14 protein-coding genes are annotated in these 15,521 nt (G+C 61.9%); all 14 read right to left on the bottom strand.

What is annotated here, in order from left to right:
• Nucleotides 1–5: 5 nt before the first annotated feature.
• Entirely contained in the window at nucleotides 6–764 is a 759-nt protein-coding gene (trbJ, locus tag BM190_RS04270; protein ID WP_092252234.1) for a P-type conjugative transfer protein TrbJ, read from the bottom strand.
• Nucleotides 765–791: 27 nt separating this feature from the next.
• The gene (gene trbE / locus BM190_RS04265) at nucleotides 792–3,356 is read right to left on the bottom strand and encodes a conjugal transfer protein TrbE (RefSeq protein ID WP_092252232.1); all 2,565 of its coding nucleotides are present in this window, start codon (nucleotides 3,354–3,356) and stop codon (nucleotides 792–794) included.
• The gene (locus tag BM190_RS04260; protein WP_092252230.1) at nucleotides 3,350–3,607 is read right to left on the bottom strand and encodes a VirB3 family type IV secretion system protein; all 258 of its coding nucleotides are present in this window, start codon (nucleotides 3,605–3,607) and stop codon (nucleotides 3,350–3,352) included. Before BM190_RS04260 ends, trbE begins: the two co-directional genes overlap by 7 nt.
• Entirely contained in the window at nucleotides 3,607–3,975 is a 369-nt protein-coding gene (locus BM190_RS04255; RefSeq protein ID WP_244550588.1) for a TrbC/VirB2 family type IV secretion system protein, read from the bottom strand. Before BM190_RS04255 ends, BM190_RS04260 begins: the two co-directional genes overlap by 1 nt.
• 17 nt (nucleotides 3,976–3,992) lie before the next feature.
• Nucleotides 3,993–4,976 (bottom strand): P-type conjugative transfer ATPase TrbB, encoded by a 984-nt coding sequence (gene trbB / locus BM190_RS04250; RefSeq protein ID WP_177236907.1) that lies wholly within the window; start codon nucleotides 4,974–4,976, stop codon nucleotides 3,993–3,995.
• On the bottom strand, nucleotides 4,969–5,520 hold the full coding sequence (locus tag BM190_RS04245; protein WP_092252224.1) for a hypothetical protein: 552 nt from the start codon (nucleotides 5,518–5,520) through the stop codon (nucleotides 4,969–4,971). Before BM190_RS04245 ends, trbB begins: the two co-directional genes overlap by 8 nt.
• Nucleotides 5,521–5,531: 11 nt before the next feature.
• Complete coding sequence (locus BM190_RS04240) at nucleotides 5,532–7,559, bottom strand: conjugal transfer protein TraG (protein WP_092252222.1); 2,028 nt, start codon at nucleotides 7,557–7,559, stop codon at nucleotides 5,532–5,534.
• Between the two features lie 617 nt (nucleotides 7,560–8,176).
• Nucleotides 8,177–9,316, bottom strand: a complete 1,140-nt coding sequence (locus BM190_RS04235; protein ID WP_092252220.1) for a nucleotidyltransferase family protein — start codon at nucleotides 9,314–9,316, stop codon at nucleotides 8,177–8,179.
• Nucleotides 9,317–9,504: 188 nt separating this feature from the next.
• Nucleotides 9,505–11,469, bottom strand: coding sequence for a relaxase/mobilization nuclease RlxS (gene rlxS / locus BM190_RS04230; protein ID WP_092252218.1), 1,965 nt, complete (start codon nucleotides 11,467–11,469; stop codon nucleotides 9,505–9,507).
• Between the two features lie 391 nt (nucleotides 11,470–11,860).
• Nucleotides 11,861–12,808: a class I SAM-dependent methyltransferase gene (locus BM190_RS04225; protein WP_177236906.1), complete on the bottom strand. Its 948-nt coding sequence runs from the start codon at nucleotides 12,806–12,808 to the stop codon at nucleotides 11,861–11,863.
• Between the two features lie 491 nt (nucleotides 12,809–13,299).
• On the bottom strand, nucleotides 13,300–13,839 hold the full coding sequence (locus tag BM190_RS04220) for a S26 family signal peptidase (RefSeq protein ID WP_177236905.1): 540 nt from the start codon (nucleotides 13,837–13,839) through the stop codon (nucleotides 13,300–13,302).
• On the bottom strand, nucleotides 13,829–14,050 hold the full coding sequence (locus BM190_RS04215) for a helix-turn-helix domain-containing protein (protein ID WP_092252214.1): 222 nt from the start codon (nucleotides 14,048–14,050) through the stop codon (nucleotides 13,829–13,831). The genes BM190_RS04220 and BM190_RS04215 overlap by 11 nt, the downstream gene beginning before the upstream one ends.
• Nucleotides 14,051–14,199: 149 nt before the next feature.
• On the bottom strand, nucleotides 14,200–15,015 hold the full coding sequence (locus tag BM190_RS04210; RefSeq protein WP_143109007.1) for a DUF2285 domain-containing protein: 816 nt from the start codon (nucleotides 15,013–15,015) through the stop codon (nucleotides 14,200–14,202).
• Nucleotides 15,016–15,118: 103 nt separating this feature from the next.
• Nucleotides 15,119–15,442 carry a DUF736 domain-containing protein gene (locus BM190_RS04205; protein ID WP_018316693.1) on the bottom strand — a complete coding sequence of 108 codons (324 nt, stop codon included), beginning with the start codon at nucleotides 15,440–15,442 and terminating at the stop codon, nucleotides 15,119–15,121.
• Between the last annotated feature and the right edge of the window lie 79 nt (nucleotides 15,443–15,521).

Below are 15,521 nucleotides of genomic sequence, written 5' to 3'. Positions count from 1 at the left end.
CGCCCTCACTTACTTGCCGGCGGTGTAGGCATGGCGCCATCGCCGATGAAGCGATTGAATCGCTCCTTCGCGGCCGCCGAAGATGCCTGCTGTTCGGCTGCACGCAACGTGTCCGCGCGCGCCTGCGTTGCCATGAGCGCCTGGGCCTGCAACGACTGCTTGATCTGCAGCGCGAGCAGTTCGTTGCCGGACTGTTGGGCTTGTAGCGAACCGACCGCAGCGGACGAATTTGCCATCAGGGTTCGGAGTGTTTGGCCGTCCTGATCCAACGAGCCGACAATTGCGGACTGAAGCGTGAGCGACTGCTTCAGTCCATCGTAGCTGTTGTCCCAACGTACGGCCGCATCCTGCACCATCTTGTCGGACGAAACCGCCGCCGCGTATTGGCGAGGATACAACCGAGCGAAGTCCTGCTGCGTTTTCTGAACATCGAATGAGATGTTCTTGGCCTGACCAATCAGCGTGTTCATCTGGTTGATCGTCGACGTGAGTTGGCCGACGACGCTCGTCGGCAGGGCGGCGAGATTTTTTGTCTGATTGCGCAATGATTGCGCCTGGTTCTCGAGGCTCCTGATCTGATTGTTGATCTGATCAAGCGCTCGTGCGGCAGTCAGCAGATTCTGGCTGTAATTGGTAGGATCGAATACGATATCAAACGCGCCAAGCCGTTGCGAACCATTCACGGCGATGGCGATCGATAGTATTGTTGTCATGATAACTCTTGAAGTTGTACCCAAGAACATGCGGCCGACGCTTTCGAGCATGGAAGACTCCAGGAATTGAGATTGAGGTCAGGCCTTGGCCTGTTCGAAGGTGCTGATCAGGTTCGCTGCCCAGTGCAGCTCTCGCTCTGCGAGATAGCGCTTGGCGAAGTGATGGGGGCCGGAGCGAGACAGGACCGCATCGACGGTCCGTTGATCTTCCGGCGAGGACGCCGCGACCAGCGCGAGCGCCACCGGTCCGAGGCCGAGTTCAAACAAGCGGTTTCCGGCGCGGGATTGCAGGTAGTAGTCGCGCTTCGGGAAGGCTTCCGCGATCAGACGAATTTGCGTGTCGTTCAGGCCGAACCGGCGATAGGTCTCGGTCTGGGTCGGCTCCAGCGCTCTGGGGTTCGGAAGGAAGATGCGGCTTGGACAGGATTCGATGATCGCAGGGGCAATCTGGCTGTCGGCGATATCGGCCAGCGATTGGGTCGCAAAGATCACCGAAACGTTCTTCTTGCGCAGTGTCTTCAGCCATTCGCGAATTCGGCTCGCGAAGAGCGGATCGTCCAGGAAGACCCAGGCCTCATCAAGCACCAGCAGCGTGGGCCGGCCGTCGAAGCGGTCGTCAAGGCTGTGGAAGAGATAGGTCAGGACCGGAGCGACCAGCCCCGGCAAAGCCATGAGTTCTTCCATCTCGAAGGTGAGCACGTCGGCACCGGAAAGACGGTCGGCATCCGCGTCCAGGAAGCGGCCATAGGGTCCTTCCAGCGTGTAGGGTTGCAGCGCCTGCCGCAGCGCGTCGCGGGCAAGCAGCGCCACGAGGCCGGTCATCGTCCGCTGCGAGACCGGCGCGGACCCGAGACTCCTCAGCGCCGACCAGAGCGTCTCCTTGACATCGGGGGTCACGGTCACGCGCTCATGGGCGAGCACGCCACAGAGCCAGTCGAGCGCCCAGACTCTCGCCCCCTCGTCCGCGACGTCCTTGAGCGGCTGAAAGGCAATGCCGCCCTTGGCGCCTAGCTCGTACCAGGAGCCGGACAATGCGAGCGTGGTGACCCGGGCTGACCGGCCCTTATCGAACGTGATCAACTGCGCGTTCGGATATCGACGGAATTGCAGCGCGAGCATCGAAAGTAGGACCGACTTGCCCGCTCCCGTAGGGCCGACGATGATGGTGTGCCCGACGTCGCCGGCGTGGAGCGATAACCGGAACGGGGTTGCCCCCTTGGTCTTGGCGACCAGAAGCGGCGGGCCGTCGAGGTGCTCGCACCGTTCGGGTCCGGCCCATACTGCCGACAATGGGCACATATGGGCGAGGTTCAGGGTGTGGACGATCGGCTGGCGGATGTTGGCATAGGCTTGACCCGGCAGACTGCCAAGCCAGGCTTCCACGGCGTTGACGCTCTCGCGGATGGCCGTGAAGCCCCGGCTATTGATCACCCGCTCGACCGCACGGATCTTCTCATTAGCCTGATGGGAGTCCTCATCGCTTACGGTAACGGTCGTGGTGATATAGCCGAAGGCAACCAGATCGTCGCCGAGCTCGGAGAGCGCAGCGTCGGCATCAAGCGCCTTGTTGCTGGCGTCAGTGTCGAGCAGCGCTGCCTGCTCGTTGAACATGACTTCCTTGAGGATCGCTCCCAGCGACTTCCGCTTGGCAAACCACTGCCGACGGTAGCGCGACAGGGTTGCGTTTGCCTGCGTACGGTCGAGCGGAATAAACCGGGTGGCCCAGCGATAGGCAACGCCGAGCCGATTCAGTTCATCGAGCAAGCCTGGAAAGGTGACGTGCGGAAACCCAAGGACGGTCAACGCCCGCAGATGGCTCCGCCCGATCGCCGGTGACAATCCCCCGGTCAAGGGTTCATCGCTCAGGAAACAATCAAGATAGGCCGGGATCTTGGGAACGCTGACCGGATGGCGCTTCGTCGAGACGCAGCTATGAAGATAGGTGAGCACCTCCGCATCACTGAGAGGCCAGATCTCAGGCAGGACCGACGATAGCAGATCGATCGCCCGATCGGTTTCCTGGATGAATCTTTGGAGGTGATCGCGATAGCCTTTCTGGTCGCTGTCAAATCTTCGTTGGCCGTCGGTCTCCCCGTCGTCAATGTCACCGCCCTCATGAGGTTTGGGTGTTTGACCACTACGAACGCGTTGTCCCCCAGCCCCGCGATTCCTCGCCTTGGGACGCTCCAGAAACAGGCCTTCGAGGCGCGAGACCGTTTCGGCCGGCGGCAAATACATCAAGGTCAGATGCAGCACACTTTCGAAGTGCTGCCCGCCGGGGCGTGACGGATCCTCCCACGCCACTCCGGCCGGCCCTTCGAAACCGGCCCGTCGCTCCTCATCCACCAGCCACGACACCGGATCTGGAAATTCCGACCGCGGATATTCCCCAGTTGGGATCCGCGTGGCATCGAAGAAGAGGGCCCAGCCTGAGCCAAAGCGCTTCAGAACGTTGTTGACGCGAGATACGACGCTCATCAGTTCGGCCTCGGTCGCACTGTCGAGGTCCGGCCCGCGGTAGCGTATCGTCCGTTGAAAGCTGCCGTCCTTGTTGAGGATGACGCCTGGCGCGACCAGGCATGCCCAAGGCAGCCAATCAGCCAGCCGATAGGCATTGCCGCGGAATTCTCTCAAGTTCAGCATGCGAGCCGTCCCTTGTGCTTGGTGTGACGGATGGCGACTTCGACGAAGGCCGGGTCGCGCTTTGCGAGCCACACGGCCGCGCTGTGGCCGATGACCCAGAGGATGAGGCCTGCTAGCCAAAGGCGCAGGCCGAGCGCCAGCACGGCCGAGAGCGTCCCGATCAGGATCGCGGCGGCACGCGGGGCGCCGCCGATCAGGATTGGTTCGGTCAACGAACGGTGCAGGACGAGTTCAAATCCATCGGGACGCATCAGATCAGAGCTCCGCCGCCGAACGAGAAGAACGACAGGAAGAACGAGCTCGCAGCGAAGGCTATCGAGAGGCCAAACACGACCTGGACCATCTTGCGGAATCCGCCGGAGGTGTCGCCGAAGGCCAGAGATATGCCGGTCACTGTGATGATGATGACGGCGACGATCTTGGCGACGGGTCCCTGCACGGATTCCAGGACTCGTTCGAGCGGAGCTTCCCATGGCATGCCCGAACCCGCGGCGTGCGCCGCCGTGACACTGAGAAGCACGCAAGCCGACGCTGCACCGAGCGCGACGAGCGGCAATCCACTAACCGAGCAGAAGCCGCGCAGGCGAGAACGCACCTTGAGAGATAGACGAATGGACATTTGCAGTCTCCTTGAGGTCAGGGGCGATGGGATGTGTTTGGAAGTCCGGGCGGAGTCTCGAGCAGGTAGTCGCCAGATGGATCGAGACCTCTGAGTTCGGCGACGGCCTCGATGCGTCGCGCTGGCCCTCGCCCCTTGATGAAGACGATCAGATCGATTGCCTCGGCGATGAGCCGGCGCGGCACGGTTGCGACTGCTTCCTGGATGAGCTGTTCGATCCGGTAGAGCGCAGCTCGGGCCGAGTTGGCATGAACAGTGGCAATCCCGCCGGGGTGACCGGTATTCCAGGCTTTCAGCATGTCGAGGGCTTCGGCACCTCGGACCTCGCCGACGATGATGCGGTCGGGCCGCAGCCGCAGCGTCGATCGCACAAGATCGGCAAGGCTCGCCACGCCCGGCTTGGTCCGGAGCGTCACGGCATCCTTTGCATCGCAGCGTAGTTCTCGGGTGTCCTCGATGATGACCACCCGCTCTTCAAGGCCGGCGATCTCAGCAAGAAGCGCATTGGCGAGCGTCGTTTTGCCCGAGCCAGTGCCGCCGGCAATCAGGATGCTTCGCGCCTCCGTGACGGCGGCGGTCAGCACCTTCGCCATCAATGGCGAGGCAATCTGCGCCTTGACATAATCGGATAGCCGGAACGTGGTCGTTGCGGGCTTGCGGATGGCAAAGCAAGGCGCGAGCGCAACCGGCGGCAAGACGCCTTCAAAGCGCTCACCGGTTTCGGGGAGTTCCGCCGAGACGATTGGCGACGAACCGCTCGCTTCCGCCCGCACATGGCTGGCAACAAGGCGGATGATCCGCTCGGACTCCTGCGGCGTCAGGACAACGCCGGTATCGGCGCGGCCCGTCCCGTGCCGATCAAGCCAAAGTCTTCCATCGGGATTGACCATGACCTCGACGACATCAGGCTCCTCCAGAGCGAGCGCAATTGCCGGCCCCATCGCGGTCCGCAGCATGCCCCGGCGCCGTTCACGGGTTTCTGGCGAGAGGAGATCAGACATTGCCGACCTCCTCTCGCCCTGCCGGAGGATGCTCCGGCGGCTCACCCGCCGCGCTCTGCGCGCGGGATCCAGTATCGCCAGTTTGAGCAGCGCCCAATGGGGCGCCCTCCTCGATGTTCCGCATGAAGAGATCCGGCTTGACGGCGCTGACACGGTCCATGACGTCGGCGACAAGCCGGCCACCGGAGGCGACGCGTTTGCCGACCTGGGCGACAAACATCTCGAACCGCTCGCGGCCGAGCGCTCGCGCTGCATCCTGATCCTGCGACGGCAGCGGCGGGGTGATGGTCAAGTAGTAGCGGATGAAGAGCGCGATGGTCTCCGCCATCACCGACAGATCGCGATCGGCTCGATCGAGCTGACGGCTCATGCGATCGAGCCTACGGATGAGCGCCGCATCGCCGCTGGTGTCCCGCTCAGGGTTGAGAAAGCGATCCAGCGCGGCATCCACAATGGATGACTTGTTGGCTCCTGGACGCTTGGCGGCGATCTCGAGCCTCTGCGCCACACTTTCAGACACGTAGGCCGACAGTTTCGGTTTCATTAGGGATACTCTCAGAATGAGGGGAGAAGATCGTCGTCGTCGCGGCTGACGGCGTGGGCGCGGCGTACGGTGCTTGACGCGCTTGCTACCTGCTGCATCTGGTTGCGATCGGCGGCGACGTCGGTCTCGTCATCGAGCAATCGCTCCTCGAAGGCGCGCGGCTCGTTCGCGGCAAGTAGGGCCTCGTCGAACAACGGCAGTTGCTGCTTGAGGCCGCCTTCCTCGCCGCCCGTCTGCATGAGCTCGCGATACGGCAGGGTCGCAAGGCGAAGATCGGTGGAGCGCACCTCGCCGCGCCAATCGTCGCTGCGGGCTGGCGGCCGATCGGCGTACGCATCGCCCGCCAAGGACGGCGGCTTGCGTAGACGGCTGACGAAGTTTGCGTCCTCATAGTGCCGCAGCTTGATCGCGCGGACCGGCGCCAGCCCCGAGACCAGCACGATGGCCTGGTCGGGCGGCAGCTGCATCACTTCGCCTGGTGTCAGCAAAGGACGCGCGGTCTCCTGGCGGCTGACCATGACATGGCCGAGCCAGGGAGCTAGCCGATGGCCGGCATAGTTGCGCTGGGCACGTAGCTCCGTCGCGGTGCCCAGCGCATCCGAGATCCGCTTGGCGGTGCGCTCGTCATTGGCGGCGAAGGCGATGCGGACGTGGCAATTGTCCAGGATCGCGTTGTTCTCGCCGTAGGCTTTTGCAATCTGGTTGAGCGACTGGGCGATCAGATAGGCGCGGATGCCATAGCCAGCCATGAATGCGAGCGCGCTTTCGAAGAAATCGAGCCGGCCGAGCGCGGGAAACTCATCCAGCATCATCAGGAGTTGGCGCTGCGTGCGGTCGCCTGCCCTGGTATTCAGCGTCTCGGTCAGCCGGCGGCCGATCTGGTTGAGGATCAGCCTGATCAGTGGTTTAGTCCTGCTGATGTCCGACGGCGGAACGACGAGATAGAGCGTGACGGGCTTCTCGGCGTTCACGAGGTCAGCGATGCGCCAATCACAGGATTCGGTGTTTCGGCTGACGACGGGATCGCGGTAGAGACCGAGAAAGCTCACGGCGGTCGATAGAACGCCGGAGCGTTCGTTTTCAGACTTGTTGAGCAGCTCTCGTGCGGTCGCAGCGACGACCGGATGCACCTTCGGCTCCGCCTCGGTGCCGAGGTGATTGGTCGCCAGCATGATCCTGAGCGTCTTCTCAAAGGACTGCGCAGGGTCGGCCAGGATCTCGGTGACGCGGGTGAGCGTTTTCCTCTCTTCTGCGTAAAGGACGTGAAGGATGACGCCGACCAGAAGCGAATGACTGGTCTTTTCCCAATGGGTTCGACGTTCGAGCGCCCCTTCGGGGTCGACCAGGATGTCGGCGATGTTCTGGACGTCGCGGACTTCGGCGGCCCCCTTGCGCACCTCGAGCAATGGATTGTATCGGGCGCTCCTTGAATCGGTCGGATTGAACAGGAGGCAATGCGAGAAGGTCGAACGCCAGCCGGAGGTCAATTCCCAGTTTTCGCCTTTGATGTCGTGCACCACCGCCGACGAGGTCCAAGAGAGCAATGTCGGCAAGACCAGTCCGACACCCTTTCCCGACCGGGTCGGCGCAAAGCACATGACGTGCTCCGGTCCATCGTGGCGCAGATAGTTGTTCTCGAGGCGCCCGAGGAAAACGCCCTTGGATGCAAACAAGCCGGCCGCCTTGATTTCCTTTGCCGTCGCCCACCGTGCCGAACCATATGTCGTTACAAGTTGGCTTTGGCGCGCGCGCCACACCGAATTGACGATCGCAAACAGCGCGCCTGCGATGCCGCCGCCAGCGGCGATGGCTCCGCCCTCCTCGAATATCTCGGGCGCATAGGCCTCATAGGCGAACCACCATTCGAACAATCGCCAAGGCAGATAGACGGGGTAGCCGACGATCAGGAACCAGGGCTCGCCCAACCGGTGCTGATAGCCGAGAGCTGCGGCGGTCCACTGCGTCGCGCCCCAAGTCGACACGACAACGATGCCGAACACGACGGCGATCTGACCGACATAGATTTTTGCTGGAAACATCCGCGCGCCCCACACCCACGCAACGTGAGCGGCGCGATGAAAACGGCGAATGCGGTAAGCCTTCAATCGAAATAAAAAGTCGCGCCGTCAGCGAGCGCGAGATTGATCAAGTCTGATCAGGCGCCCGACTTGAAGATCAAGGTCAGCGCAGCGTCATCGAACGCTTCAACAGCGTGTGAACACTTGGCGCAAATAGTATCTCGTCGCCATGCGCCCCACCGAGCCTTGGCGTTCGTGCTCAACACCGTAGCAACCATGCGCGAGTCGGCGCGACCATGAAGCGTCACGATTCGATTCTGTGAGACTGAGCTGTATCTAATTGTATTCGGGCCGCGAACTACCGGACGGGACAGTGATCAACATGTCGTTTGGCGGGCAAGAGTCAGCACCGCGTGGACGGCCCGATCACTCCCGCGGTCACGTTAGGCCAGACGCAGCGTCCAACATGATGGGGACGTTGACGTGATCGGCATGCCGATATCGCCAGCTTCATCGGCAGCACTCGCGTGACAGAGGCGATCATGTTGACGGCAGGCTTGCGCTTGCGATGCCGCTGCTGGCCGAGGCAACGTTGAGACAGGGAGCTCGAGGCCGACACCTGGCCTGCCGTCCGCAGGTCATTTTGGCGAGGGCGGCTCGTCGGTGGGCTTATCTACCAGATCGTAGTCGGCTGGATCGGAGCCGAGCTCGGATACACCCTTCGCAAGCTCGGTTCGGAGCGACTTCTGGAAGTCATCGTCATAGGTGGCGATGCTGGTGCGGATGGCGGCTCTCCACTGATCGCCGCGATCCCATGCCTCCATGAAGGCGGAAGCAAGATCGGCGTGCTGCCGATTTGCGATCATCGCTTCGATGATCGATCGGGCCTGAATCCGATCCTTCGAACTCTTTACGGTTGCGTCGCGATCCTCCTTGCGGCGGGAACCGACGATGAGCTTGTGGATGGCGTAGCGTTCGGGCGATGGAATGAGGACTGACACGCCAGCACCGTGGAGGAGCACGGCGCGAATGGGCTGGTGGATCAGGTAGTCGAGGAAGCGGAGCGGAAGTGCGGCCGCCCCGCCCAAGGCCGGCATCGGGACTGGTTTGCCGGCCTGGTCATCGGACCACTGGTTCGGCGTCAGGAATTCCACCTTGAAGTTGTCCCTCGACACGAACTGAGTGGAGACCCTGCCGTCGGCTTGGCTCGGTATCTCTCGGAAGGTTGGATCGACCTGTCGAAGCACCTCCAGGATCGGAGGCATGGAATCTTTGATCGCGACCGAGATTTCATGGAATTGCGCAAAGTCGGCGTCGCCGGTCTGCATCGCGACCGCATCCAAGCGACGACCGAGCACGGCGGAATAACATTGATAGGCAACGGTGCCGACGAGCACGCCCCTCATGCGGAAGAAGCCCGCCTTCGCCAATTCTTCCACCACCTGGCCGGCCACCGGCAGCGGCCGCGGCAGATAGGCCTCGCGCGTAAGTGTGGAAACAAGGCGGCGGCGTCCCTTGAGGTCGGCCTTCAGATCCTTGAACGCTTCAACCCTCTTGGTGATTTCGGGGTCATCCACCAGACCGACATAGCGGCGATCCTGGGCGCCTCCTTCAGGTTTGGGCGTGTCGAAGTACCAGTATTTTTTGCCCTTGACCGCGACGGCCACGAACCGGCCGTTGGCGGAGAAGTCGGACGTGAAGCTTTCGTCGAGGCTCCGCTGGACGAGCTCCGAATAGAGCGTCTGATAGGAGATATCGAGGCGTTGGTTCGGCGGCACGGCACACCTCCATTATACTATTTTCGCGAGAACAGTATAACTTTTGGAACTCCGATGAAATAGAGATATACTAAAATCGCCAAAATAGTATAACTACTAATATATTCAGCTACTTATATGGTCAATATCGAAGCTTCTCGCGAACAACCTCGCGGGGAAAGTAAGCTGCCGCCAGCGAGATCCAGCCTCTAGCGTCCAATCCCGCGCTTGATGCCGATCGACCAGGATATGCCTTCCCCGCCGACCTGACCGGAGACCCATTGCCCACGTGCGCGCTCCAGCACCGGCCGCCAGGGCACCAGCACGAACTCATGGGATCGCTCGATCAGGGCGAACCGCCCGCTGTTCAGCGTCAGCATGCGCCGGTAAACGCCATCGATCTTGTCGCCGGCCTTGGCATCGACGTGTTCGAGGCCGGTGCGCACGGAGATCTCGGCTGCTGTCCGCGTCAGCTCGCGCGCCTCGAGCGTGTCGAGCATGTTCCGCGCAAAACGCATCTGGCCACCCTCCTCTCGCGCCAGCCCCTGCTCGATCAGCCATTGCCGCCTTGCTCGCAACGCGGTTTCGACTTCCGCGCCAAAGCCGGTCGATGCGAGCTCACCGGGCTCTTTCCCAACGAGCTTGCGATCGAGCCAGGTTGCACCCAGCGCCTGCGGCAAATCTTCAAGCCTTTGCCATGACAGCACGGCGACCCGCACCGGATTGCGCGATTGCTGGAGCTTCTCGTATTGAAGCGCCCGGTCCAGATAATCCCGCCCAACGTTCCAGCTGCCATCGGCAAGACGACTGACCATCCCTTCGCGCCGCATCGCCTCCAGGCGCCGCACGTGGGATCCGACAAATTCGCCCGATGCTTGGGGATCGAATTCCCGATGCAGGGGGTCGCTGTAGATGCCGCCATGCGCGTCGGCGACGCTAGCGATCGTCCGATCGATCGGGCGCTGCTCAACAACGCGTGACCTGAGCTCCAGAATCGTGTTTCGGACAGGCGCCTCTTCGTTGGCGCGAACAGCACCGATCTCCGCATAGTGCGTACGTCCGTCCACCCCATCGAGCACGACATAGCGGCGCTCGGTCAGTTCGTCGGCGAACCCTTCGCCAACGACCCGACCGACCAGACGATGAACACCTCCTTCCGGATTGAAGATCGTGTAGTCGCCGGCCGCCCGTGAAACTCCTGCCGCGGCCATCTCGCGGTGCATGGTCTTGATGATGTCGCCGCGCTCCCCCATGCGTCTCAGCTTGGGCTCGAGCTGAGGGTCAAGCCGCCAACGCCCCGGTTCGGCCTCTTCTGCCAAGCCCATCCGCTCCAGGGTCCGCAGCCGTCCGATCCGTGCCGTCTGCCAGGCAGGCTCCCGTCCAGACAACGCCCCCAATTCAAGAGCTCCGCTCGGAGCATCTCGCAGGATGCTCCGGTCGAGCCGCGTCAGCCGTTCGGCCGCGATCTCCTGCTGAAGCTTGCGCGCGACCTCAATCTCGGTTTCAGGGCCGAGCTCTCGCGTGATGAGTTCCGCTGCCCGCGATCGAAATCCATGCGCGATGTAGTCGCGCGCGATGACGAGGTCATTTCCTTCGCCGTCCTTACCGCGCAAGACGATGTGGGTATGAGGATGGCCGGTGTTGAAATGATCGGCAGCGACCCAGTCGAGCCTGGTGCCGAGGTCCTGCTCCATCTGCCGCATGAGGTCGCGGACGAATGGCTTGAGGTCCGCCAGCTCTGCACTGTCCTCCGGCGCCACGATAAACCGGAACTGGTGGCGATCGCCGGTGCTGCGCTCCGTAAAGCTCTTGCCATCGGCGCGATCACTGCTGGCGTCGTATAGCTCCCCCGGCTCGGCCTCGCGCGTGACCCCGTCGCGCTGGACGTATCGGAGATGAGCTCGCACGGCGCCGGCGTCACCCGACTTGATCCGTACGATGCGGGCCTTGATCACGACACGGCGTTGGCCTGGACTACGTCCGCGCCCGGCCGACACTGCGCCTTGCGCGTGGCCACGGCCGATGCGGCCACCTGTGAACGACGAACCTACGCGCGCACTGCTGCCGGCTTTGGCCGCCTCCTGCCGGACGCGTCGAAGATAGCTTGTCGTCCTGGCCCTGCGGTTGCCGATCCGCCCGAGTTTCACTTCGAATTTGTCGTCGATCTCTCGCATGGCCCGCATCCGACGTTTGGCGAAGACGCGGATATGTGGAGCCGACGAACGCTCGCCAAGACGCAGACGCAATTGCACAAGATCGCCAATGCGTTTGTTCGAACATGGTGACAGCGAGGATTCCGATAGCGCCAAAGCTTGGATGTGCAGACAACGGCTTAGGCGCTCTGTGGCGCCAGTGCTTTTATCTTGCCCTCCCGCATTTTTTCCCCTTGACCAAGAGGTCAAAGGTGGCCCGCGTCCGAATGAAAATGGCTGAAGTCATCAATGGCCCTTGGGCCGTACCGACGAGCGCCGAAATTCATCAGGCGCCCGGAGACTGAGCGAAACAGGCTTGCTGCCTGTCTCGCTCAGATGGCAATTATGCGGACGAAATTAGCCGCAGCAACCGTCAGCGCTTGGGTGCGTTGGGCCCAAGATCGGTGAACAAGTCGGCCTGGGCGGGGCGTTCGTCAAACCGAATTCCGCCCCTAGCTTTGGCATCGATCTCGCTAATTATCGCGTCCTGCCGCTCCGCCGGGACGCCCTTTTTGCTCCACAAAGCGCGCAATTCCGCCTCCGGGTCGGTTGACGATTGGACCTTGTTGCGAGGGATTTCTTCGAAATTGGCACAGACGATTTCGACATTGGGCGCGATGCCCTTCCACGCGTCACGATAGTAGGAACAGTCTACGCCGCAGCCCGCTTCAAGATGGATTCCGGTCTGCTCGGCGAACTTGAGATAGTCCGCGCTCTTGCGTTCGCGGTAGCACTGCACGCCGCTATATTGGAACGGCGCCGACGTTTGCGGGATGATGAACGTCCCATAATCGGCGATGTCAGACGCGAGATCGATCACGTGAAACTCAAAAGATCGGCCGGTGTAGCGCGGTCCGCCTGCGATTCTGGAAGTGGATCCGAACGGGGGATTTGCGATCGCACATCCGAAAAGACCCAAGCCCGCGAAGTCGCAATCGAACACGTCGGCGCAAATCCATTTGGCTTCCGGCAGCACCTTGCGACCGACCTCGACATAGGCAGGATTACGCTCGATGCAGACGATCTCTTTTTGTGGTTCGTCCTGGCCGCGTGCATAGTGTGCCCTCCAATAGACGTGGAATGCGAGTGCTCCAATCCCGGCGCAAAGGTCGACGGTTCGGCCGCCGTAAGCGTCGATTGCGAAGTCTCCGGCAAGCCCGCTAGGGGTAAAGAACGCACCCGCCGATCCATTGATGTGGCTTGCGCCCTCGTGCCAGTTGTCGAGCACAAACACGCGCTCATCGTAGGTGAGGACGTCTTTCTTGAGTAGTTCGACAGCCTCGGCATGTGCCTTGGCTTCCGCCTTCGTCAATTTTGCCATCGTGATGTCTCGCTTGTTGGCCCTTGAATGGGCGTTTGATCGGCGCAGTGCGCATGGCCTTCGCCATGCCGCCTGCCCGTCGGCGAGACCGGGGTTTCGGGGGCAAGAGCTTGTTTCGGCGCCGGCGTTAGCGGCGCGCATCCGATGGTGCGCAACGCGGTTGCACCGAGCCGCGTAAGCTGCGACGTGCGACCGACTTGCTGCACCGGAGGACGAAAGAAGGTCTTGCAGGGGTGACGGGGCAGCGCCCCTCAAGTCCCCCTCTCAAAAAGAAAAGTGGCTTACGCATGCCAACCCGCGCACGAGCTGGCGATCGATCTTCTGATCATCAACGTCGCGATCCGGCGGGCCGTCGTGGAGGTTTGTCAGCTTTGCGCTGGAAGGCCTTGCCTGCCGGCCTGACGCGGCTTCTGCTGATCGGGGCCTTTAGCTGAGGGGCAAATAAGACGGCGCGCGCCTTGTTTCGGACGCGCGCCTGTTCAGCCAACCGCTCACATATCCGGATTCCACGTCCAGAGTGGACGTGCCACACCCAGGATATCGCAGCGAAGCACTGGCCCGAAGTAGCGCGAGTCGAAGGAATTCGGGTGGGGCTGCAGCAGGAAATATTCGCCTTCCACGAGCCGCATACAGCCCTGCCAGACCGGCAACGGGCGCCCATCCCGATCCTTCTCGAGCACCTCGGCAACGACCTTTCCGTTGATCGCAATACTGCCGACCGGCTCCTTGGCGCGGCAGATTTCGTCTCCGCCGATAGCCTCGACCCGCTTCAGGAGCGGCACGGGCATGGGGAGGATCTCGTGTGCGATGATCAGGAGTTCGATTCCAGGAGGTGGCTTGAAGACGGCAAGCTCGCCGCGCGCCGGCAGCCGCGGATCCAGATAGTAGAAGCCCAGCGGCGCGCTGCCGGTGGCATTGTAGATCAGAACCGGCACCGCGGGGGCGGACGACATCAGAAGCGTGATGATGCCGGCGCACATGGCTGAAAGCGTCGAGGCCTGCCGCCATAGTCTCTTGCGATCAATCCGCATCGGACGTCGACCTCCGCTTGCTCGCCCTCGACCATTCGACGAGGTCCTCGATGTGGTAGCGGACATAGCGGCCGTGCTTGCGGTAGGCCGGCCCCCTGCCCTGGACCCGCATCTTCTCCAGTGTGTTCTTGGTGAGCCGCAGCCAGGCGGCCGCCTCCACCGTATTGAGGAACGGCTTGTCCGGTTCCTTGTCGTCAGTTTTCGTGGTCATCCAACTTTCCTTCCGACACCCCATACAACCAAGAGGTGCAAGAAGAAGCGTCGTCAGATCGCAGGCGCTTTGTGGAGTGGCGAAGATGGGAGGCGAGCTTTCGCCATCCTGCGCGGGCAAAGTTCGTCAAAAGAGAAGGAAAAATTCTATCAGGCCAGAAGGTCGAGGTAACCGCCCTTCATCAATGCGGTGCCCTTGGCGACGAGGCGTCGCGTGCGATCGCGCAAGAATTGACTATGACTGTGCCATTCCTCAGTGACTTTCTTCTCCCCGAAGATCGCAATGGCGATCTGTCGATACGTCTTGCCTTTGAGGCTCTCGTCGAGCGCGATGAGAGCCTGCTGGAGGCGCTCATCGGCAGCAAAGGACGGTTTTTGAACCACTCTAAGGTCGGCATCGGTGAGGCGCTGCAGACGCCTTAAAAGCTCGGTCTGGGCTGTGAGATCGTCGAGATCGTGCAGCTCGTAGACGGGCGTGAACGCCGCTGTCAGTACCGAAAGGCCGTGGATTTCGAGGGGAATGCGAACGCCATTGCGCTTCATCACGACCAGCGGAACGCCATCTACGCCGATCACCGCATGTCGCTCGGCGTTGAAATCCGCAAGCCGCCGGACGCTCGCTTCCCCCTGGTCCGGTTTTCTTGCATTCAGCCGCACCACGCGCTTCAAAGCCTTGGCGTGCCAGAATGCGGTTGTCTCGTGAGCGCAAAGTCGTGGATCGGCGAAGGCATAAAGCCCCCACTTCTCCGCTTGCAGGAACCGCCGCCGCAGGCGCAGCAGCTTCGTCCCGTCGTTCAGCATAATACATGGCAGATGCCTGGGAATGCTGCTTCGCCAGTCGGAGATATAGTCGTCGTTCCGGCGCAAGAACTCCCACGCCCAGTCGCCGCCGTCATAGGCGGCGAACGAGCATGAAGCAGCGTGATCGTCGTCTCTACCTGCCTTCGAATTCACCGAACAGTTCAATAAGCGGGCTCCACTAGCAATACCAATACAACTTTGGATGGTTCTGTCCAAATGGGGCAAGAGCACGGCCCCCGCGAGCGGCTCTCGCGGGGGCCGAGGGGCGTCAGTCCGCCGGATTCCAGATCAGCGCAAACACGCTGTCGTCGTCCTGGCCGGCGGCGCGGCCGAGATTGGCGTAGAGCTTGCGCGGGCCGAACTCGGGCGCTGCCAGCGACAGGCTCACATAGTCCTTGCGGCTGTTCTCTCCGCGGCGGATCCAGCCTGCCCCGATCTCGACGCCTTGCGTGAAGACGCGGAAGTCGGGATGGGTCTCGGCGGTCTTGTCGCGGTTCGGGATGATGTCGATGTCGGCCCGGATAGAGACGGTCTTGAGCTGGCCCTTGTAGCTGCCGTTGTCGTTCTTGGTGACGTATCCGATCGCGGTCATGGTCTTGTCCTCTTCTGTTGTTTTCGCGAGGAGCCGATCCCCTCGCGATGGCGAGACCGTGATGGGAAGCGAAACGCCT

Origin of the sequence: Bradyrhizobium sp. Rc3b (assembly GCF_900114915.1) — a bacterium.
Lineage (GTDB): Bacteria > Pseudomonadota > Alphaproteobacteria > Rhizobiales > Xanthobacteraceae > Bradyrhizobium.
The sequence above is the reverse complement of the archived record's forward strand: the minus strand, read 5'-3'. Positions and strand labels throughout refer to the sequence as shown.